This window comes from Rhodococcus sp. 66b, from assembly GCF_002076325.1.
In the GTDB taxonomy this organism is placed as follows: domain Bacteria; phylum Actinomycetota; class Actinomycetes; order Mycobacteriales; family Mycobacteriaceae; genus Rhodococcus_F; species Rhodococcus_F erythropolis.
Window position 1 is genome coordinate 1 of the sequence record NZ_MUZB01000011.1, and the last position, 19,929, is coordinate 19,929.

Genomic DNA, 19,929 nt, shown 5'->3' on the forward strand with positions numbered 1-19,929 from the left:
GTTCACGGAATCGGCGTCCAGCTCACGGAATCTCTGGCCGAGTACTGGCATCGACGCGTTCGTGAAGAGCTTGTGCTCCCCGAGGGGCATACCGTCGCGGAGCAGGACCCGACCGAGGTTGCCGGCTACTTCGATCTCGAGTACCGCGGCGCTCGTTACTCGTTCGGATACGGCGCGTGCCCGGACCTCGAGGATCGTGCCAAGTTGGTGGCGTTGCTCGAACCCGAGCGAATCGGTGTCGAATTGTCCGAGGAACTGCAGCTGCATCCCGAGCAGTCCACGGACGCTTTTGTCCTGCACCACCCGGAAGCAAAGTATTTCAATGTCTGAGTTGTTGACCGAGGTATCCGAATCGACCCTCGGTGGTGTCCTGTGGGACATGGACGGCACCCTGCTCGATTCGGAGAAGCTGTGGGACATCGCGCTTCGTGAGTTGTCCCTACGCCTGGGCGGACCGATGACGGAAGCGACACGCATCGCCGTCATCGGTGCGTCGAGCCCCTTCGCTCTGGCGACGGTGTTCGACGCGCTCGGCCTGGAGAAGCATCCCGATGCCGTCGCCGAGGCGAAGGACTGGATGTACACCCGCGTCGGCGATCTGTTCGAGGACGGCGTGACCTGGCGGCCGGGTGCTCGCGATGCACTGGCGACCGTGCGTGACGGTGGTCTGCGTTCTGCGCTGGTCACCAACACCGAGCGAGTACTGGTCGATCGGGCACTCGGCATGCTCGGCCGTGAATTCTTCGACCACTCGGTGTGCGGCGACGAGGTTCCCAACGGAAAACCGGCGGCGGATCCGTACCTGCGCGGAGCGCATCTACTCGGACTCGAGCCGGCGCAGTGCCTCGCCATCGAGGACTCGCCGACCGGTACTGCGTCGGCAAGCGCCGCGGGTTGCGCGGTGCTCGTCGTTCCGTGTGAGGTCGATGTCCCGGCCGGCCCTGGACGCGTGTTTCGAGAGTCTCTGGTGGACTTGTCCATTCACGATCTTCACGACGTTCACTCGAGCGCGGCACGTTAGGCGGGATTTGCTGTGGCTATTCCGAAAATTGTTCTGTTCTACCAGTTCACGCCGTTGGCGGACCCGGAAGCTATCAAGCTGTGGCAGCACAGCCTGGCCGAGTCCAACAACCTGACGGGCCGAATCATCGTCTCGCCTCACGGAATCAATGCGACGGTCGGCGGAGACATCGAGGATGTCAAGCGATACGTCCGCGGAACGCGTGGCTACGAGCCGTTCCGTACCGCTGACATCAAGTGGTCGGACGGACTCGGAAACGACTTCCCTCGCCTCAGCGTCAAGGCTCGCTCGGAGATCGTGACGTTCGGAGCCCCCGACGAGCTGAAAGTCGACGAGAACGGTGTTGTCGGTGGCGGAGTTCATCTGGCGCCCAAGGAACTACACGAACTCGTCGACAGTCGCGGTGACGACGTTGTGTTCTTCGACGGCCGCAACGCCTTCGAAGCCGAGATCGGCCGCTTCCGGGATGCGGTAGTTCCGGACGTCGCCACCACCCGCGATTTCGTCGACGAACTCGACAGTGGAAAATACGACCATTTCAAGGGCAAAGCCGTAGTCACGTACTGTACTGGCGGAGTGCGCTGTGAGGTGTTGTCTTCGCTGATGCGCTCACGTGGCTTCGACGAGGTCTACCAGTTGGACGGCGGAATCGTCCGTTACGGCGAGACTTTCGGCGACCGGGCCCTCTGGGACGGCTCCCTGTACGTGTTCGACAAGCGGATGAACATCGAGTTCTCATCCGAAGCCAAGACACTCGGCGTGTGTGTCGATTGTGGTACTCCGACACCGCGGTACCGCAATCGGATCGACGGCGACGGCCGCACCCTCGAATTGCTCTGCGAGAGTTGTTCACCAGACCTCGAGCAGGACTGAGCAGTGCCCAAGGCTCCGTTGCCGATCCGAAACGGTCTCGGACCCGACCGGTTGCGGATGCCGGCGGAGTCGTCGGCGCATACCGTCCTCGAGCATCTGATCGGCGAGCACCCGGGGGAGCGGGACCTGTGGGCGGACCTCGTGAATGCCGGAGACGTCGTCGACGAGCACGGGCGGAAGATCACGAGCCGAACGCCCTATCAGCCGACCCGTTTCGTGTACTTCTACCGCGAGCCGGCCCCCGAGATTCCGGTTCCGCACGAGATCGAGATCTTGTACCGCGACGACTCCATTCTCGTGATCGACAAACCGCACTTCCTGGCGACCATTCCACGGGGAGCGCACATCGTCGAAAGCGCCGTCGTGCGACTGCGTCGTGATCTGGATCTTCCGGACCTTGCGCCCGTTCACCGCCTCGACCGAATGACGGCGGGTGTCATCGTGTTCACGGTGACACCGGACTTACGACGGCCGTACCAGGAACTTTTTGCCGAGCAGCGGATCGTCAAGGAATACGAGGCGATTGCAGGCTTCGATCCGGAACTGACTTTCCCTCGCACGGTGCGTAGCCGCATCAACAAAGTTCACGGCGAGATGACGGCTACCGAGATCGATGGCGAGCCGAACAGTGAGACTTCGATCGAACTGATCGAGACGATCACCGACTCGGCCGGCCGGACTCTCGGCCGATACAGGTTGCTCCCACGGACCGGCCGTACCCATCAGCTTCGGCTGCATCTCAACTCGCTGGGCGTCCCGATCGTCGGTGACAATTACTACCCCGAGTACCTTCCCTCGGTGCCCGGCGACTTCTCGACTCCGTTGCGATTGTTGGCGCGGGCGTTGGAATACCCGGATCCGATCACCGGGCAGACTCGCAGGTTCGTGAGTTCGCGCAGCCTCGACGCAGGCCTGTGAACACCGCTGTTCGTGGGCGTGTGCAAACCGCTTCCGTCCTCGTGAAAGAATGTGTACCCGTGAAGACCTTCGAATCCTTGTTCGCCGAATTGACCGAGCGTGCTGCTACTCGCCCCGAGGGGTCCGGCACTGTCGCCGCCCTCGACGCCGGTGTGCATGCTCAGGGCAAAAAGGTCATCGAGGAAGCCGGTGAAGTGTGGATCGCTGCGGAATACCAGAGCGATGAGCAGCTAGCCGAGGAAATTTCCCAGCTGCTGTACTGGACGCAGGTGCTGATGGTCGGTCGCGGACTGACCCTCGAGGACGTGTACCGACATCTGTGATCGGAGCTGACCAGCGAGATGTTCGCCATCTCGCTCGTCCAGGGCTTCCGATTCATGTCGTCTCCCGTCACCCACACCTTCCGAAAGGACATCCACCATGCTGCGCGTAGCAGTTCCCAACAAAGGCTCACTGTCCGAGTCCGCCGCCGAAATTCTCAGCGAGGCCGGCTACCGTCGACGCACCGATTCCCGTGATCTGACGGTCCTCGATCCTGCCAACCAGGTCGAGTTCTTCTTCTTGCGTCCCAAGGACATTGCGATCTACGTCGGCTCCGGTGAGCTGGATCTCGGCATCACTGGTCGTGATCTCGCCGGCGACTCGGGCGCTCCCGTATCCGAGCGTCTGTCACTGGGCTTCGGCCGTTCGTCGTTCCGCTACGCAGCACCGGCAGGCAAGGACTGGGCCGTTGAGGATCTGTCCGGCCTGCGCATTGCGACGTCGTACCCGAACCTTGTCCGCAAGGACCTCACCGATCGTGGACTCGACGCAACCGTCATCCGTCTCGACGGAGCAGTGGAGATTTCGATTCAGCTCGGTGTCGCCGATGCGATCGCCGACGTGGTCGGGTCGGGTCGTACTCTCCGCCAACACAACCTCGTTGCTTTCGGTGAATCGCTCTGCGATTCCGAAGGTGTCCTGATCGAGCGCACCGGCGCTCCGCAAGACGATCCCGCACGCAATCAACTCATCGAACGCGTACGCGGAATTGTCTTCGCGCAGCAGAATCTGATGATCGACTACGACTGCCCGCGCACCATCCTCGACGACGCGATCAAGATGACTCCGGGTATGGAGTCGCCGACCCTCTCGCCGTTGGCTGACCCCGACTGGGTCGCGGTTCGCGCGATGGTTCCGATCAAGGGACACAACCAGGTGATGGATGCCTTGGCGGAACTCGGCGCCAAGGCCATCCTCGCGTCGAACATCCGCTCGGTACGCGCTTTCTGATCACTGTCTGAATAGATTTACGCGCATTCGCGCCCGTTCCTGGAAATCAGGAACGGGCGCGAATCTGCAAAGTCTGGGCGATACGGCCGACGGCACCCTGCTCGTCGTAGAGCACTCCCGCACACATGCCGACGCCATCCGGACCGGTCGTGGTTTCGGCGGCGACACCGACCCACTCGCCCTCGGGCACACGGAAGATATGCACCGTGAGATCGGTGTTGAGGAACGTCCAGTGCTCAGGGTCGAGCTTGGCGCCGACGCCGTTGGAGATGTCGGCCACCGCGAACAAACGCTCGAGGGCAGACATCTTCTCGCCCTCGACCAGCTCGGGCTTGGGGCGTGCCCATACCTTCCCGGTTCCCACGCACCCGATCGGAGCAATCCAGGACCAGTCGAGGGTCTTGAGGTAGCCGACGCTCCAGAGACCCTCGAGAACGCCCGGGGTGCCGCTGTCACGGGGTTCGAGCGGGGGATCGACTACGTGGACGACCTCGCCGGTATCGACGGTCTCCATCCGCCATGCCGTACCGCGCGCAACCGCGCGGGCAGATCCGTCGGCGGTGGTTGCCCACAGCTCGGCGACGATCAATTCGATTCGGCGACCGGGGCGTTCGATCCACGACCGGACTTCGAGGTCGGCAATCGGAATGGGCCCGAGAATCTCGACGACGACGCGCGTCAGACGGGTTTCGTCGCGCGCACCGCACCGCTCGAGGGCTCGTACCAACAGCGCCGACGGGGGAGCACCGTGCTGCAGTGTCGGGCCCCAGATGCTGACAGTCGCCTGCGTGCTCGCGAACCGCTCGTGCCCTTCCTCCGTGGTTCCGAGGTAGCGGTAGTACGAACTGTCCGTCATGTTATGAATTCTCCTTTGCAGCAACAGGTTCGGTGCTCAGCAGGTCCGGCCAACCTGGATACGGCGGTGGTGTTCCGCCGAACGAGGGGCACAGTGACTTGTGATCGCACCAGTCGCACAGTTTGCCAGGCTTGGGTCTGAAGTCTCCGGTCGCACCTGCCGCGAGGATCGCCTTCCAAATGGCGGAGAGGGTCCGCTCGAATCGAATGAGCTCGTCGTGATCCGGGGCGTACGTGAGAATCGAGCCGGAGGCCAGATAGATCAGGCGCAGTTGCGCGGGAACGATTCCACGAGTGCGCAGTAGTACGAGCGCGTAGAACTTCATCTGGAAGAGCGCTTTGGACTCGGTGAACTCGCGGGGTGCCTTTCCGGTCTTGTAGTCGACCACCCGCACCTCACCGGTCGGTGCAACGTCTATCCGGTCGACGAAGCCGCGGAGTCGAACGCCGTTCTCCAATTCGGTCTCGACGTAGACCTCGCACGCCTCGGCATCGAATCGAGTGGGATCTTCGAGCGTGTAGTACGTCGCGACGAGCTTGCCGACTTCGCCGAGAAACGCGTCCAGTTCGTCTTCCGGAATCAGATCAGCCGCCTCGGGAGACTCGGCACTGACACGTTCCCACGCGGGACGGACGAGTTCGGCTGCGCGATCGGGAACCCGGTGACCGGTGGGGAGTGCAAAAAGCGCTTCCAAGGCCGCGTGGACGACGGTGCCTCTGACCTGGGCTCTGGTAGGTGTTTCCGGAATTCTGTCGACCGCTCGGAACCGGTAGAGCAGGGGGCATTGCTTGTAGTCACCCGCACGCGAAGGAGAGAGCGCCGGCCGACTACGCGGGCGCTCCTGTGATGTTGCACCCGTTGGAGTGGGGGTTGGCAATTCGACAGAGCTCACACCTGGCAGGCTATGCGGTTGGTCCGACAACTCCGTCGGAGCCGGTGGCGAGGACACCGGAAACAAGCGAACAGGGATCATCTGCGCATGGCGAACGAGCTGCAACCAGAAGAAGGCACGACCGAAGTGGATGAGGTTGTGCAGTCCGCTGTCGCCGAGATTCCCGAACAAGAGCTTCCGGAAGCTGATCTCACTGCGCCGGGCAAGCGGCCGTCGGGGCCGTTTCGCGTCGGCGACCGGGTCCAGCTGACCGACGGCAAGGGACGCCACTACACGATCGTTCTCGAGGCGAACCGCGAGTACCACACCCACAAGGGCGGAATTGTTCACAACGATTTGATCGGCGCCGACGAGGGCAGCGTCGTCAAGTCGGTCAACGGCACGCCCTACCTCGCCCTGCGCCCGCTACTGGTCGACTACGTGCTGTCCATGCCGCGCGGTGCACAGGTCATCTACCCGAAGGACGCAGCTCAGATCGTCCACGAAGGCGACGTGTTTCCAGGAGCGCGCGTGCTCGAAGCCGGAGCCGGCTCCGGCGCACTGACGTGTTCACTGCTGCGTGCCGTCGGACCCGAGGGCAAGGTCATCTCCTACGAGGTCCGCGACGATCATGCCGAACACGCGGTTCGCAACGTCGAGACCTTTTTCGGTGAACGTCCGCCGAACTGGGAACTGACCATCGCCGATCTGGCGGAGTTCGATCCGGAAGCGCACGGCGGCAAGGTCGATCGCGTCGTACTCGACATGCTGGCTCCATGGGACGTCTTGCCTGCCGTCTCGAAGGCGCTCGTGCCAGGCGGCGTGTTGATCGTCTACGTCGCGACCGTTACTCAACTCTCGAAGGTCGTCGAAGCGATGCGTGAGCAGGAATGCTGGACCGAGCCACGGTCGTGGGAATCGATCGTGCGCGGTTGGCACGTCGTCGGATTGGCGGTGCGTCCCGAGCATCGGATGCAGGGCCACACCGCGTTCCTCGTGAGCGCTCGTCGTCTGGCCGAAGGAACGGTCACCCCGAAGCCGCAGCGGCGCGCGGGCAAGGGCTCGAACACGGCAGCCAAGTAGTCATACGAAATCAACAAGAGCGGCGATCCGGATTCCGGATCGCCGCTCTTGTCGTAGCTGGAAGTTATGCGGTGCAGGAAGCGCGGCCCATTTCCAGGAGCACGCATGCCGAGGTGTCGGACAGCTTCCAGGATCCGTCTTCGAGCTCCCAGGTCCACGGGGTGGCGGGTGCGGCGCCGTGCGGGCTGACGACGGCGACGTCTGCGGTTGCGGTCTGACCGTCGACCTTGACGTTGTCCACGTTGAACGTGATCGCGTAGGCCGGGTTACCGCCCAGCGCAGCACTCATCGTCTCGATGTTGGCCTGACGCTTGGTTCCGTCGACCACCAGAGCGGTCTTCTCCTCGATCGGCTTGGCCGGATCGATCAGAGCGACGAGCGAAGCGTTGAGCTCCTCGGCCGTCGGAGCCGTTGCGGCAGCGGCAGCTGACGTCGTGGCGGAAGCCGAGGCCTTGGCCGTGGTGCTCGAGGCGGCGACCGAAGTCGAGCTGGCAGCCGTCGAATCCTTGTTGTCGTCCGAGCTGCATGCGCCCATGGTCAGGACGGCAGCGACGGCACAAGCGCTGATGAGAGTCTTGCGGATGATCACAGCGTTACCTTTCGTTGTAAAGAGAGACAGGCGCTGTCTCCATCTTGTAGGCAAGGCTAACATGACCAAAACCTGGCTCGAGACCAGTCGGCAGGGTACGTACGCCCGTGTGAATTCGCACTCGCGCACCGTGTCTGGCGACACTTGGGGCCTTATGCCGGTAGCGTTGATGGATCGCACTGGGAGGAGACGCACATGAGCTCGACAGAGAACCCGGATTCGGTTGCGGCAGCAGAAGAACTCCACGCGCTACGAGTGGAAGCACAAGTACTGCGCCGACAACTTGCACAATCGCCGGAGCAGGTGCGTGAGCTGGAGTCGAAGGTGGACTCGCTGTCCATCCGAAACAGCAAGTTGATGGACACCCTCAAGGAGGCCCGTCAGCAGCTCATCGCACTTCGTGAAGAAGTCGACAGACTCGGTCAGCCGCCGAGCGGTTACGGAGTCCTTCTCTCGGTACACGAGGACAAGACCGTCGACGTGTTCACGTCGGGTCGCAAGATGCGATTGACGTGTTCACCGAACATCGACACGGACACCCTTGCCCTCGGACAGACGGTGCGCCTCAACGAGGCACTCACCATCGTCGAGGCCGGCACCTACGAGCAGGTCGGTGAGATCAGCACGCTCCGTGAGGTACTCGACGACGGCTTGCGCGCACTGGTGGTCGGTCATGCCGACGAAGAGCGCATCGTCTGGCTCGCAGCACCGTTGGCAGCGGTCTTCGCCGACCCCGAAGCCGACATCATCGCGTACGACGCCGATTCTCCGACCAGGAAACTGCGTCCGGGCGACTCGTTGCTCGTCGACACCAAGGCCGGGTACGCCTTCGAGCGCATCCCGAAGGCCGAGGTCGAAGATCTGGTTCTCGAAGAAGTTCCGGATGTTCACTACGACGACATCGGTGGTCTCGGGCGTCAGATCGAACAGATCCGTGATGCCGTCGAACTCCCGTTCCTCCACAAGGACCTGTTCCACGAGTACTCGCTGAGGCCGCCGAAGGGTGTACTGCTCTACGGTCCGCCTGGTTGCGGTAAGACGCTCATCGCCAAGGCCGTCGCCAACTCATTGGCCAAGAAGATCGCCGAAGCTCGCGGTCAGGACAGCAAGGACGCCAAGTCCTACTTCCTGAACATCAAGGGCCCGGAACTTCTCAACAAGTTCGTCGGCGAAACCGAGCGTCACATCCGGATGATCTTCCAGCGTGCTCGTGAGAAGGCGTCCGAGGGGACGCCGGTGATCGTCTTCTTCGACGAGATGGACTCGATCTTCCGTACCCGTGGTTCGGGAGTCTCTTCCGACGTGGAGACAACGGTCGTTCCGCAGCTGCTCAGCGAGATCGACGGCGTGGAAGGGCTCGAGAACGTCATCGTCATCGGCGCCTCCAACCGTGAGGACATGATCGACCCGGCCATCCTGCGTCCGGGCCGACTGGACGTGAAGATCAAGATCGAGCGCCCCGACGCGGAATCCGCTCAGGACATCTTCTCGAAGTACCTGGTGGACGGTCTGCCGATCAATGCGGACGACCTCGCCGAGTTCGGTGGCGATCGCACCGCATGCTTGAAGGCGATGATCGTTCGCGTCGTCGATCGCATGTACGCGGAGAGCGAAGAGAATCGTTTCCTCGAGGTCACCTACGCCAACGGCGACAAGGAAGTTCTGTTCTTCAAGGACTTCAACTCGGGTGCGATGATCCAGAACATCGTCGACCGCGCCAAGAAGTACGCGATCAAGTCGGTACTCGACACCGGTGCTCCTGGCTTGCGTGTGCAGCACCTCTTCGATTCCATCGTCGACGAGTTCGCCGAGAACGAGGATCTGCCCAACACCACCAATCCTGATGACTGGGCACGTATTTCGGGCAAGAAGGGTGAGCGGATCGTCTACATCCGCACACTCGTCACCGGTAAGAACGCCAGTGCCAGCCGCGCGATCGACACAGAGTCGAACACGGGCCAGTACCTGTAGCGAAACGAACACCGATCGGGCCGGCCACTCCTCGGGAGTCGTCGGCCCGATCTGTGCGTCGCTGCCGTTCCCTCCGTTGCGATTGGACCGGTCGGTCGCGCTGGTTTAGAGTCCCGCCGTGCAGATACATCTTCGACACAATCCGTCGTCCACTGTCGCTCGCTGCTACCTCGCGCCCGGCGAACCGCTGCGCGTGGAGAGCGGGGCAATGCTCGCGCATTCCGCCGGCGTAGTTCTCGAAGCGAAGGCGCAGGGCGGCGTCCTGCAGGGACTCAAGCGGTCGATGCTCAGTGGGGAGTCGTTTTTCGTCACGACGTATACCGCTCCGCCGCAAGGTGGTTGGGTCGACGTGACCGGCGTGCTTCCCGGCGATCTGATCCCACTGACCATCACGTCCGATCGCCCGTTCTTCCTCAACCGTGGAACCTGGTTGGCCAACTCCTACGGCGTGACCGTCGAGTCCAAGTGGGGAGGCATGTCCAACCTCTTCGGCGGTGAGGGTGGATTCGGTCTGCGGGCAAGTGGCGACGGTGAAGTAGTGCTGGCCGTCTACGGCGCGATCGACGTCATCGACTTGCAGCCAGGCGAGACGGTCACGATCGATACCGGTCACGTGGTCGCCTACGACCTCGGGATGAACTTCAACATGCGGCGCGCCGTTCAGGGGCGCACCATTCAGTCGATGAAGTCCGGTGAAGGATTTGTCTTCGACTTCACCGGCCCAGGACGCGTTCTCGCGCAGACCCGCAACCCCAGCGCGTTTGCTGCTTGGCTCTCGGCGATCACCCCGGGCTGATCACGGTCGCAGCAGTGTTCAGTCGCAGCGGTGTTCAGCTCCAGCAGTGTTCAACTCCAGCGGTGTTCAGCTCCAGCAATAGTCGGCCAGCAGCGCGCGTGAGTCCGGAACGAACGGCCACGACGGGTCCTGCAGGTGGGCGCCGAGTTCTTTCGGCGTACACCACCAACCTTCGGCGATCTCGCTGGGTTGATGTGCCATCGGCCCGTCGTATCTGAGTTCGAACGCAAACAGGTGACAGCGCAACGGAGAGTTGTTCCACTCGCCGTCCCAGGAGATTCGAGCGATCTCCGTCAGTTGGAGTGGCTGATCTGCTGTTCCGAAGATTCCGAGTTCTTCACCGACTTCACGGATCGCGGTTTCCTGCGGCGTCTCACCTGGATCAACGACACCTCCGGCAAGACAGTCGTGATAGCCCCCGAACACCGCTTTTGTATCGGTTCGGCGATGGACGTAGATGCGGGAGCCGTCCCCGGTGCGAACCAGGACGCCCGCACTCGCGTGCCAGAGCCCACCCGAGTAGACGACGGAACGTGGTGCTCGGCCGATCGGATTACCCGTCCGGTCGTACACGGCGACTACCTCGTCCGCGGGATTCAGGTCTGCGGTGAGAGGTTGGTGCATTCCTCCAACTGTGCCACGCCTGTGGGTGCCGCGCCGCAATCACATAGGCTCTTGTGTCATGCAGCGGATCATCGGTGTCGAGGTCGAATACGGAATATCTTCACCCAGTGAGCCGTCGGCGAATCCGATTCTCACTTCAACCCAGGCGGTGCTTGCCTACGCCGCCGCAGCGGGCGTGCCACGGGCCAAGCGCACACGCTGGGATTACGAGGTCGAATCTCCGCTGCGAGATGCCCGAGGCTTCGATCTGGGGCGAATGAGCGGGCCCGCACCGGTCATCGACGCGGACGAGATCGGCGCCGCGAACATGATTCTCACCAACGGGGCACGGTTGTACGTCGACCACGCCCATCCGGAGTATTCGGCCCCCGAGGTCGCCGACCCGCTCGATGCCGTGATCTGGGACAAGGCCGGCGAACGAGTGATGGAGGCAGCTGCGCGGCACGCCTCCAGCGTGCCGGGTGCCCCACGGTTGCAGTTGTACAAGAACAACGTCGACGGCAAGGGTGCGTCGTACGGCACGCACGAGAACTACCTCTGCTCGCGTGACACCCCGTTCGCCTCGATCGTGACCGGCTTGACGCCGTTCTTCGCGTCGCGGCAGGTGATCTGCGGTTCCGGTCGTGTGGGTCTCGGTCAGTCCGGCGACGAGGCCGGATTCCAGCTTTCGCAGCGATCCGACTACATCGAGGTCGAAGTAGGCCTCGAGACCACGCTCAAGCGCGGAATCATCAACACCCGCGACGAACCGCACGCGGATGCGGACAAGTACCGCCGGCTGCACGTCATCATCGGTGACGCGAACCTCGCGGAGATGTCGACCTACCTCAAGGTGGGAACAACCGCGCTGGTACTCGACCTGATCGAGGCGGGCGTCGACCTCACCGATCTGCAACTGGCACGTCCGGTCACCGCCGTCCACCACATCAGCCACGACCCCACCCTTCGCAAGACCGTTGCGCTGGCCGACGGTCGCGAACTGACGGGGCTTGCGCTGCAACGTATTTACCTCGAACGTGTCTCGAAGTTCCTCGATCGCGAGGCGGATCGTGATCCGCGAGCGGACGATATCGTCGCCAAGTGGGCGATGGTTCTCGATCTCCTCGAGCGCGATCCCATGGAGTGCGCGAACATCCTCGACTGGCCGGCCAAACTGCGTCTGCTCGAAGGTTTCCGCAATCGTGAGGGACTCGCGTGGTCGGCTCCGCGATTGCATCTGGTGGATCTGCAGTACTCCGACGTGCGACTCGACAAGGGCCTCTACAACCGTCTGGTTGCTCGCGGCTCCATGGAGCGGCTTGTCACCGAACAGCAGGTTCTCGACGCGGTCACGAACCCTCCCACCGACACTCGCGCATACTTCCGTGGCGAGTGCTTACGCCGATTCGGTGCCGATATCGCGGCCGCGAGCTGGGATTCGGTCATCTTCGATCTCGGCGGCGAGTCGTTGATCCGCATCCCCACCCTCGAGCCGCTTCGAGGTACCAAAGCGCACGTCGGAGCGTTGCTCGACTCCGTTGACAGCGCCGCGGAACTGGTTGATCAGCTCACTCACTGAAACAGCCGATGCGGCTCGCCGTCGCGTCTCTCCACACCTGACGGTGCCGCTCGGTAGGGTGAAGGTCCGAGCGGGATCAGTTACCGACTCTGCTGGGCCGAACAGGATGCTCGCGAGAGCTCCCTTCACACAAGGAGGTCGACGGCGATGGCTCAAGAACAGACGCAGCGTGCCGGTGGCGGCGAAGACGACGAAACCACTGGTGGCGACGGCAGTGCCGGCCAGGAACGTCGTGAGAAGCTCGCTGCAGAAACCGACGACCTGCTCGACGAGATCGACGACGTGTTGGAAGAGAACGCCGAGGACTTCGTCCGTGCCTATGTCCAGAAGGGCGGCCAGTGACGGTGGATCGCGCGCCCCGGATCACCGACGGGGACACACGGTTGAGCTTCGGCTCGAATCTGTCGTCATTCTCGGAATACCTTCGGGTGCATGCACCGGAGCATCTTCCGCAGAACCGCTTCGCCGACACAGGAGGTGTTGTCATGGGCGGGGGAGACGTAGCTCCGCACGGCACCACCATCGTCGCGATCAGCTATGCGGGTGGAGTTCTGCTCGCGGGTGATCGCCGAGCGACGATGGGCAACCTCATCGCCAGCCGTGACGTGCAGAAGGTGTACGTCACGGACGACTACTCGGCTGCGGGTATCGCCGGTACGGCCGGGATCGCAATCGAACTGGTCCGGCTCTTCGCGGTCGAGCTCGAACATTACGAGAAGATCGAAGGCGTCCCACTCACGTTCGACGGCAAGGCCAATCGACTTTCGTCGATGGTTCGAGGAAATCTCGGAGCAGCGATGCAAGGTTTGGCGGTCGTGCCATTGCTCGTGGGTTACGACCTGGACGCGGTCGATCCGTCGAGGGCAGGTCGCATCGTCTCCTACGACGTCGTCGGTGGGCGATACGAGGAGCGCGCGGGCTATCACGCAGTCGGATCCGGTTCCCTGTTCGCGAAATCAGCGCTCAAGAAGCTGTATTCCCCGGGAATCGACGAGGACACCGCGCTTCGGTTCGCAGTCGAGGCGCTGTACGACGCGGCAGATGACGATTCGGCTACCGGTGGTCCTGATCTGACACGCGGGATTTATCCGACAGCGGTCACCATCACCTCGGCCGGTGCCGTGGAGTTGTCGACGGCCAAGGCTGCCGAGATCGCAAGGGAGATCGTCGCGGCTCGTACTGCGACAGCGAGTCCGGAAGGGGGGTCTGCGCTATGACGATGCCGTACTACGCATCAGCCGAGCAGATCATGCGCGATCGTTCGGAATTGGCGCGCAAGGGAATTGCCCGCGGACGCAGCGTCGTCGTTCTCACCTACCGCGACGGAGTGCTCTTTGTCGCCGAGAACCCGTCGAGGGCGCTGCACAAGGTCAGTGAACTGTACGACCGTCTCGGATTTGCGGCAGTGGGCAAGTACAACGAGTTCGAGAATCTGCGCCGCGCGGGCATCGTCCACGCCGACATGCGTGGGTACTCGTACGACCGTCGGGACGTCACGGGGCGTTCCCTCGCCAATGCGTACGCACAGACCTTGGGAACGATCTTCACCGAGCAGCCCAAGCCGTACGAGGTCGAGATCTGCGTTGCCGAGATCGGCCGTTTCGGGAGTAGTACGCCGGCTCAGCTCTACCGGATCACGTACGACGGTTCCATCGCGGACGAGCAGGAATTCGTGGTCATGGGCGGTACAACCGAACCGATCGTGACGGCGATGCGCGAGTCCTACCAGCGAGACCTCGACCTCGAATCCGCGGTGCGGCTCGCGGTTGGGGCGCTTCAAAAGGGCGGTCCGGCGCCGGCCGGAACCACTGAGGCGGAACCGCGAACACTCGATGTGAGTGCACTCGAGGTTGCCGTTCTCGACAGCAACCGTCCACGCCGTGCGTTCAAAAGAATCGCTGGTTCGGCATTGGAAGAGATGCTTCCAACTCCGGCAGCAACTGAGGACGCGCCGCCGGCAAACGGCGACGCACCCTCGTAGTTGCTGCGTCGGTCTGGGAGTTACTGCAGGTCTGGAGTTACTGCGTGATTCTGTAGACGGCCACCGCGCCCGGTTCGGTGTCGAAATCGAACCGGCGCGCGTCTGCCACCACTTCACCGTCGGTGGCGATGGCTACCGGTGAATCGGCCACTCGAACCGACATCGAGGACACGAGTTCGCGAACGTAGACCCGCGAGCTGCCCAATGTTCCTGTGGCAGCAGCAAACAGCAGGCGTGAACGCGAGAACTTCTTGTCCGCGCGCAAGTAGCGGACGTCGAGCAGTCCACGGTTCATCTCCGGACGCGACATCGGCACCTGATCAGCGGGGGAGTATCGCCCGTTTCCGACGAAAAGCATCCAGATGGTGGTCCGCTTCCCGTCGATGGTGACAGTCATCGGCTCTGCCGCTGCGAGAACCCGGATCATTGCAGCACCAGCGGCCGGCCACTTACCGAAACGCGGTTCCCACTTTTCCCTCAGACGCACAGCGTCCGGGTATCCGCCCAGGCTGGCTGTGTTGAGAAACCGTGCAGTCACTCCGGAATCCGTGCGCACCACCGCGTGGTCGACAAATGCCGCCTGACCGGACTCGACTGCCTGTGCGGTCTCCTCGACATTCACCGCCCCGACGTCGCGGGCGAAATGGTTCAACGTTCCGCCGGGAAAGACCGCAAGTGGTAGCTCGTGCTTTGTCGCCGCGGTCGCGACCGTGACCACTGTTCCGTCGCCGCCGCATACTCCTAACGCTTTCGGCGAGAGTTCGGGGATCTTGGCATCGATCTGCATGTCGAAGTCGATGTCCGCGTCGAACTCGTAGACGATGGCCTCCGGCAGCAGTTCTCGAATCGATTCCACGATCCCGTCGTCCTCGGAGCCTGAACCAGGATTGGTGAAGACCAACAAGCCTTCTCCGCGCGCGAGCGCGGGAACCACACATTCGGGTCCGAGTTCGGCGGGTTCTTCGTCTCGCACCGCCCACCAACGACGTGTGCCGGCAGCGATTGCGCCGCCGACCGCGAGGCCTGCGAAGACGTCGGACGGCCAGTGCACTCCGTTGTGAACGCGTGAGTACGCCACTGCTGCGGCCAGTGGCGCGAGTGCGGCGCCCGCCGCCGGGGACTCCATGGCCACTGCCGCGGTGAATGCCGCGGCAGAAGACGAATGCCCGGAGGGGAACGAGGACGACGTCGGAATGTCGACGCCTCGCTTCGGGCTCAGCCAGACACGCGCCGGTGGGCGCCGGCGGGGGAAGAGGGGCTTGAGTATGCCGTTGGCCAGCGCGCTCGAACCTGCCAGCGCGAGCATCCCACGTGCCGCTGCCCTCCTGGGGCGGCCACCGATCATCGCGAGCAAGGCTGCGACAACCATCCACAAAACGCCGTGATCGGCAGCTCTGGAGAGAAACCGCATGGTCGGGTCGAGCACGGAAGGGCGCAGTGCTCCAGTGCTTTCCATGACTTTGACGTCGCTTCGGACAACTTTTCGGCGAATAAGGCTCACACCGTCACACTATGCCGCCGCCCGACGTTGTCGAGTCGTGACTTACGACGCGATCGAAGTACACGGGTGAACCTCGCATTCTGGTTGTAGTGTCGAAGTGTGCAGAGACGAATCATGGGTATCGAGACGGAATTCGGCGTTACCTGCACCTTTCACGGGCACAGGCGACTGAGCCCCGACGAGGTTGCTCGTTACCTCTTCCGTCGTGTCGTGTCGTGGGGTCGCAGCTCCAATGTCTTCCTCCGTAACGGAGCCCGCTTGTACCTGGATGTGGGTTCGCACCCGGAGTACGCGACCGCAGAGTGCGACAGCCTCATCCAGTTGGTCAATCACGACCGTGCCGGTGAGCGAGTGCTCGAAGAACTGCTGATCGACGCCGAGGCGAGACTCGCCGAGGAGGGGATCGGCGGCGACATCTACCTCTTCAAGAACAACACCGACTCGGCCGGAAACTCGTACGGATGCCACGAGAACTTTCTCGTCGCGCGCGCCGGTGAGTTCTCCCGCATTTCGGATGTCTTGTTGCCGTTCCTCGTCACGCGCCAGTTGATCTGCGGCGCCGGCAAGGTGCTGCAGACGCCGAAGGCCGCGACGTTCTGCCTCTCGCAGCGTGCGGAACACATCTGGGAAGGTGTCTCGTCGGCGACCACGCGCTCGCGTCCGATCATCAACACCCGCGACGAACCGCATGCCGACGCCGAGAAGTACCGCCGACTGCACGTGATCGTCGGCGATTCGAACATGGCCGAAACAACGACGATGCTCAAGGTCGGTTCTGCAGCACTCGTGCTCGAGATGATCGAAGCCGGGGTTTCGTTCCGCGATTTCGCTTTGGACAACCCGATTCGTGCCATCCGCGAGGTGAGTCACGACGTGACGGGTAAAAAGCCTGTCCGTCTAGCTGGTGGTCGTCAGGCCAGTGCCCTCGACATTCAACGCGAATACCACGCCAAGGCAGTCGAACACCTGCGTAACCGCGAACCGGACCCGCAGGTCGAGCAGGTAGTCGACCTGTGGGGTCGCACCCTCGATGCCGTCGAAGCTCAGGATTTTGCGAAGGTCGACACGGAGATCGACTGGGTCATCAAGCGCAAGCTGTTCCAGCGTTACCAGGACCGTCACGGTTTCGACCTGTCCGATCCCAAGATCGCGCAGCTCGACTTGGCGTACCACGACATCAAACGCGGCCGGGGTGTCTTCGACGTGCTGCAGCGAAAGGGCTTGGTCAAGCGGGTCACCGAGGACGAGACGATCGACGATGCCGTCGAGAATCCGCCGCAGACCACGCGCGCCAAATTGCGAGGCGACTTCATCACTGCAGCCCAGGCCGCAGGCAGGGACTTCACGGTCGACTGGGTTCACCTCAAGCTCAACGACCAGGCGCAGAGAACGGTGCTGTGCAAGGATCCGTTCCGTTCCGTCGACGAGCGTGTCGAGCGTTTGATCGCTTCGATGTAGGTCACTCATTTTCACGATTGACAACACGGCAGGTCTGTTTTGCGGCGACGCGCCGGGCACGAAAGTGTCCGGCGCGCGTTCGGTTATCGGATAGCCACTAGGATTTCGGCGTGGCGACATCAAAAATCGAGCGGTTGATGAACCTGGTGATCGCATTGCTGTCCACCAGACAGTTCCTCACGGCGGAGAAAATCCGCGACAGTGTGGCCGGGTACAACGATTCCGCGAACTACGAAGCGTTCAGTCGCATGTTCGAACGCGACAAGAACGAACTTCGTGACCTGGGTGTCCCGTTGGAAACCGGTCTGGCAGGACGGTTCTCGACGGTCGAGGGTTATCGGATCAATCGCAATGCCTATGAGCTTCCGGACGTTGACCTCACCAGCGAGGAATCTGCTGCGGTTGCCGTCGCCGTGCAGTTGTGGGAGTCGCCGGAACTGATTTCGGCAGCCCAGAGTGCACTACTCAAACTCCGAGCGGCCGGCGTCCAGGTCGACTCAGAAGTCAGTGCCGCGCCGGTCACGGCGATTCCCGCGCGCACCCGCGGTTCGGAGCCCGCGCTCGGCAAGCTGCTTGCAGCCGTCGACGCCGGACGAGCAGTTCATTTTCAGCACCGCGGCGCGTTGAACGAACCGTTCACCGAGCGCACCGTCGAGCCGTGGGGCGTAGTCACGCACAACGGCAAGTGGTATCTGGTCGGGCACGACGTCGACCGTGATGCGGTGAGGACCTTCCGGCTCTCCCGGATCGGTGACGATGTCAGGGAGTTCGGCCCGGCCGGTTCGGTTCACAAACCCGAAGGTGTTGATCTTCGCGAGGTCGTCGACCGCGTGACCGGATCGGGAGTCGTCACCGGAACCGCCACGGTCTGGGTCGCAGACGGCCGCGCACATGAGCTTCGGCGGCTTGCGACGTCGTCGTCCGATCGGCGGCTGACCGATCGTGATGGCAGCGTGCTGGCCATTCCCGTCCGATCCTGGGAATGGACCGCTCGGTTGATCGCCGGTCACGGTTTGGATGCACTGGTGTTGGACCCACCGGATTTGCGTGCTGAGGTCGTCGCGAAGCTTCGCGCCGCCGCGGCGAGCCCGGCCACCAGCAATGACGGACAGGGGGACAACTGATGAGCAATCGACTGTCATCGCGGTTGGCACGGCTGCTCAACCTCGTGCCGTACTTCATCGCGAATCCGGGCATCAGTCCCGCCGAGGCCGCCGAGGAACTCGGCGTCAGCACGACTCAACTGATGACCGATCTGAATCAGCTGTGGGTGTGCGGCCTGCCCGGGTACGGTCCCGGCGATCTCATCGACCTGTCCTTCTCCGAGGAAAGTATCGAGGTCACGTTCTCGGCCGGGATCGATCGCCCGCTGCGCCTCACCTCTACCGAAGCGACGGCATTGCTGATCGCCCTTCGGTCGTTGGTGGAAATGCCGGGCATGGTCGATCCGTCGTCGGCCCAGCGCGCTATCGCGAAGATCGAGGACGCAGCAGGCTCGGCCGCGGCACGAGCTATCGGTCAGGACCGGGATACATCGCCGGCGCCGGACATCGCCGAAGACCCGATCGCCGCGACGGTCAGAGCCGCGCTCGCAGACAAGACCGCCCTGCGATTGACGTATTATTCGGCCTCGCGTGACGCGGTCTCCGAGCGCATCGTCGATCCCGTTCGTATCGTGTTGGTCGACAACTACAGCTACCTCCAGGCCTGGTGCCGTCAGGCCGAGGGTGTGCGGTTGTTCCGATTCGATCGGATCGATGCCGCCGTCCAACTCGACGAGCCCGCCGACCCGCCGCCGCAGGCCCTCGAGGAAGATTCGAATCTCGAGTTGTTCAGCGGCGACGGTTCCCTTCCGGAAGCACGGTTGTTCATCACCAAAGAGTGGGTGTGGATGCTCGACTACTACCCGATGGACGTCGAGCACGTGAACGACGACGGGTCGGTCGAGGCGACGATGAGTTTCGGAACACTCGAATGGATGGCAAGGCTGGTGTTGGGATTCGGTGAGGGAGTTCGGGTCCTTCATCCGCCGGAACTGGTCTCCGAAGTCCATGATCGGGCCGTTGCGGCACTCGACGCCTACGACGTAATCGGTTCGTAAATGTTGGGGAAACTCCGCGTTCAGTGGGTTCGCAGGAAACAAACAGGTAAAAGGTAGCTGAAGTAAGTGCTTTGACACCTCCGAGCGCCGGTTGTGTCCGGTAGCATCTAGGAATCTGATCATGGGAGGTCGTTATGGGTGCAATGCAGCCGATGCATTGGCTGATTGTCGCTGTTGTCGTCGTAATTCTGTTCGGGTCGAAGAAGCTTCCCGATGCAGCACGCGGTCTGGGTCGTTCACTCCGCATCTTCAAGAGCGAAGTCAAGGAAATGCAGAACGACGATGCGGCGCCCGCAAGCGCGCCGGTCGCACAGCCTGCTCCGGCACAGTTGCCGACGGCCAACACCGCGGTGGTCGCAAACGGTGCAGCAGCACCTGTTGCGCAGCCGACCGAAGTCAAGCCGCTCTAGTACACACTGCGTTCTAGCCGGGGTGAAATATTCGTTCACCCCGGTT

Annotated in this window: 22 protein-coding genes; 17 read left to right on the top strand and 5 right to left on the bottom strand. The window is 62.6% G+C overall.

Going from position 1 to position 19,929, the window contains the following annotated elements; all coding sequences use genetic code 11:
- From B0E55_RS20510 to hisG, 6 genes are all read left to right on the top strand, one after another.
- The coding region (locus B0E55_RS20510; protein WP_133053430.1) for a vitamin B12 dependent-methionine synthase activation domain-containing protein at window positions 1-330 on the top strand (330 nt) is incomplete at its 5' end.
- A complete protein-coding gene (locus tag B0E55_RS20515; protein WP_003944849.1) occupies window positions 323-1,021 on the top strand; it encodes an HAD family hydrolase in 699 nt (232 codons plus the stop codon). The genes B0E55_RS20510 and B0E55_RS20515, both read left to right, overlap by 8 nt.
- 12 nt (window positions 1,022-1,033) lie before the next feature.
- A complete protein-coding gene (gene trhO / locus B0E55_RS20520; RefSeq protein ID WP_080910365.1) occupies window positions 1,034-1,894 on the top strand; it encodes an oxygen-dependent tRNA uridine(34) hydroxylase TrhO in 861 nt (286 codons plus the stop codon).
- Window positions 1,895-1,951: 57 nt separating this feature from the next.
- Window positions 1,952-2,812: a pseudouridine synthase gene (locus B0E55_RS20525; RefSeq protein WP_046379912.1), complete on the top strand. Its 861-nt coding sequence runs from the start codon at window positions 1,952-1,954 to the stop codon at window positions 2,810-2,812.
- A 59-nt stretch (window positions 2,813-2,871) separates the two neighbouring features.
- Window positions 2,872-3,135 (top strand): phosphoribosyl-ATP diphosphatase, encoded by a 264-nt coding sequence (locus B0E55_RS20530; RefSeq protein WP_003944933.1) that lies wholly within the window; start codon window positions 2,872-2,874, stop codon window positions 3,133-3,135.
- A 97-nt stretch (window positions 3,136-3,232) separates the two neighbouring features.
- A complete protein-coding gene (hisG, locus tag B0E55_RS20535) occupies window positions 3,233-4,084 on the top strand; it encodes an ATP phosphoribosyltransferase (protein WP_003944905.1) in 852 nt (283 codons plus the stop codon).
- A gap of 46 nt (window positions 4,085-4,130) precedes the next feature.
- Here the strand turns inward: hisG and B0E55_RS20540 are convergent, their stop codons facing one another.
- Window positions 4,131-4,940, bottom strand: a complete 810-nt coding sequence (locus B0E55_RS20540) for a thioesterase family protein (protein ID WP_019748522.1) — start codon at window positions 4,938-4,940, stop codon at window positions 4,131-4,133.
- Between the two features lies 1 nt (window position 4,941).
- On the bottom strand, window positions 4,942-5,832 hold the full coding sequence (locus B0E55_RS20545; RefSeq protein ID WP_370627683.1) for a RecB family exonuclease: 891 nt from the start codon (window positions 5,830-5,832) through the stop codon (window positions 4,942-4,944).
- A gap of 138 nt (window positions 5,833-5,970) precedes the next feature.
- Here B0E55_RS20545 and B0E55_RS20550 point away from each other — a divergent pair, with 138 nt between their 5' ends.
- Complete coding sequence (locus B0E55_RS20550; protein WP_007729892.1) at window positions 5,971-6,894, top strand: tRNA (adenine-N1)-methyltransferase; 924 nt, start codon at window positions 5,971-5,973, stop codon at window positions 6,892-6,894.
- A gap of 64 nt (window positions 6,895-6,958) precedes the next feature.
- Here the strand turns inward: B0E55_RS20550 and B0E55_RS20555 are convergent, their stop codons facing one another.
- The gene (locus B0E55_RS20555; RefSeq protein WP_020907811.1) at window positions 6,959-7,483 is read right to left on the bottom strand and encodes a hypothetical protein; all 525 of its coding nucleotides are present in this window, start codon (window positions 7,481-7,483) and stop codon (window positions 6,959-6,961) included.
- 195 nt (window positions 7,484-7,678) lie between these two features.
- Between B0E55_RS20555 and arc the strand changes: the two genes are divergently transcribed.
- Together arc and B0E55_RS20565 are read left to right on the top strand one after the other, a co-directional pair.
- The gene (gene arc / locus B0E55_RS20560; RefSeq protein ID WP_003944870.1) at window positions 7,679-9,454 is read left to right on the top strand and encodes a proteasome ATPase; all 1,776 of its coding nucleotides are present in this window, start codon (window positions 7,679-7,681) and stop codon (window positions 9,452-9,454) included.
- A 118-nt stretch (window positions 9,455-9,572) separates the two neighbouring features.
- Entirely contained in the window at window positions 9,573-10,250 is a 678-nt protein-coding gene (locus B0E55_RS20565; protein ID WP_003944961.1) for a TIGR00266 family protein, read from the top strand.
- 66 nt (window positions 10,251-10,316) lie between these two features.
- Here the strand turns inward: B0E55_RS20565 and B0E55_RS20570 are convergent, their stop codons facing one another.
- Window positions 10,317-10,874: an NUDIX hydrolase gene (locus B0E55_RS20570; RefSeq protein ID WP_080910366.1), complete on the bottom strand. Its 558-nt coding sequence runs from the start codon at window positions 10,872-10,874 to the stop codon at window positions 10,317-10,319.
- 58 nt (window positions 10,875-10,932) lie between these two features.
- Here B0E55_RS20570 and dop point away from each other — a divergent pair, with 58 nt between their 5' ends.
- The 4 genes from dop to prcA all read left to right on the top strand — a co-directional run bounded on the left by dop (window position 10,933) and on the right by prcA (window position 14,413).
- On the top strand, window positions 10,933-12,432 hold the full coding sequence (dop, locus tag B0E55_RS20575) for a depupylase/deamidase Dop (protein ID WP_019748516.1): 1,500 nt from the start codon (window positions 10,933-10,935) through the stop codon (window positions 12,430-12,432).
- A gap of 147 nt (window positions 12,433-12,579) precedes the next feature.
- Window positions 12,580-12,774 (top strand): ubiquitin-like protein Pup, encoded by a 195-nt coding sequence (locus tag B0E55_RS20580; RefSeq protein ID WP_003944925.1) that lies wholly within the window; start codon window positions 12,580-12,582, stop codon window positions 12,772-12,774.
- Window positions 12,771-13,649 (top strand): proteasome subunit beta, encoded by an 879-nt coding sequence (gene prcB, locus B0E55_RS20585; RefSeq protein ID WP_080910367.1) that lies wholly within the window; start codon window positions 12,771-12,773, stop codon window positions 13,647-13,649. Before B0E55_RS20580 ends, prcB begins: the two co-directional genes overlap by 4 nt.
- The gene (gene prcA / locus B0E55_RS20590) at window positions 13,646-14,413 is read left to right on the top strand and encodes a proteasome subunit alpha (RefSeq protein ID WP_019748514.1); all 768 of its coding nucleotides are present in this window, start codon (window positions 13,646-13,648) and stop codon (window positions 14,411-14,413) included. The genes prcB and prcA overlap by 4 nt, the downstream gene beginning before the upstream one ends.
- A 37-nt stretch (window positions 14,414-14,450) precedes the next feature.
- Here the strand turns inward: prcA and B0E55_RS20595 are convergent, their stop codons facing one another.
- On the bottom strand, window positions 14,451-15,869 hold the full coding sequence (locus tag B0E55_RS20595; protein WP_021344323.1) for a phosphatase PAP2 family protein: 1,419 nt from the start codon (window positions 15,867-15,869) through the stop codon (window positions 14,451-14,453).
- 144 nt (window positions 15,870-16,013) lie between these two features.
- Here B0E55_RS20595 and pafA point away from each other — a divergent pair, with 144 nt between their 5' ends.
- The 4 genes from pafA to tatA all read left to right on the top strand — a co-directional run bounded on the left by pafA (window position 16,014) and on the right by tatA (window position 19,883).
- Window positions 16,014-17,372 carry a Pup--protein ligase gene (gene pafA / locus B0E55_RS20600; protein ID WP_007729869.1) on the top strand — a complete coding sequence of 453 codons (1,359 nt, stop codon included), beginning with the start codon at window positions 16,014-16,016 and terminating at the stop codon, window positions 17,370-17,372.
- Between the two features lie 110 nt (window positions 17,373-17,482).
- Complete coding sequence (locus tag B0E55_RS20605) at window positions 17,483-18,496, top strand: helix-turn-helix transcriptional regulator (RefSeq protein WP_019748512.1); 1,014 nt, start codon at window positions 17,483-17,485, stop codon at window positions 18,494-18,496.
- On the top strand, window positions 18,496-19,473 hold the full coding sequence (locus B0E55_RS20610; protein ID WP_021344321.1) for a helix-turn-helix transcriptional regulator: 978 nt from the start codon (window positions 18,496-18,498) through the stop codon (window positions 19,471-19,473). The genes B0E55_RS20605 and B0E55_RS20610 overlap by 1 nt, the downstream gene beginning before the upstream one ends.
- 134 nt (window positions 19,474-19,607) lie before the next feature.
- Complete coding sequence (gene tatA / locus B0E55_RS20615) at window positions 19,608-19,883, top strand: Sec-independent protein translocase subunit TatA (protein ID WP_003944836.1); 276 nt, start codon at window positions 19,608-19,610, stop codon at window positions 19,881-19,883.
- Window positions 19,884-19,929: the final 46 nt, after the last annotated feature.

Coding starts and splice junctions, on each gene's coding strand:
- B0E55_RS20580 (WP_003944925.1), top strand. CDS start 12,580: ATGGCTCAAGAACAGACGCAGCGTGCCGGTGGCGGCGAAGACGACGAA.
- B0E55_RS20570 (WP_080910366.1), bottom strand. CDS start 10,874: ATGCACCAACCTCTCACCGCAGACCTGAATCCCGCGGACGAGGTAGTC.
- B0E55_RS20515 (WP_003944849.1), top strand. CDS start 323: ATGTCTGAGTTGTTGACCGAGGTATCCGAATCGACCCTCGGTGGTGTC.
- arc (WP_003944870.1), top strand. CDS start 7,679: ATGAGCTCGACAGAGAACCCGGATTCGGTTGCGGCAGCAGAAGAACTC.
- B0E55_RS20525 (WP_046379912.1), top strand. CDS start 1,952: ATGCCGGCGGAGTCGTCGGCGCATACCGTCCTCGAGCATCTGATCGGC.
- prcA (WP_019748514.1), top strand. CDS start 13,646: ATGACGATGCCGTACTACGCATCAGCCGAGCAGATCATGCGCGATCGT.
- B0E55_RS20595 (WP_021344323.1), bottom strand. CDS start 15,869: ATGGAAAGCACTGGAGCACTGCGCCCTTCCGTGCTCGACCCGACCATG.
- dop (WP_019748516.1), top strand. CDS start 10,933: ATGCAGCGGATCATCGGTGTCGAGGTCGAATACGGAATATCTTCACCC.
- B0E55_RS20610 (WP_021344321.1), top strand. CDS start 18,496: ATGAGCAATCGACTGTCATCGCGGTTGGCACGGCTGCTCAACCTCGTG.
- tatA (WP_003944836.1), top strand. CDS start 19,608: ATGGGTGCAATGCAGCCGATGCATTGGCTGATTGTCGCTGTTGTCGTC.
- hisG (WP_003944905.1), top strand. CDS start 3,233: ATGCTGCGCGTAGCAGTTCCCAACAAAGGCTCACTGTCCGAGTCCGCC.
- B0E55_RS20540 (WP_019748522.1), bottom strand. CDS start 4,940: ATGACGGACAGTTCGTACTACCGCTACCTCGGAACCACGGAGGAAGGG.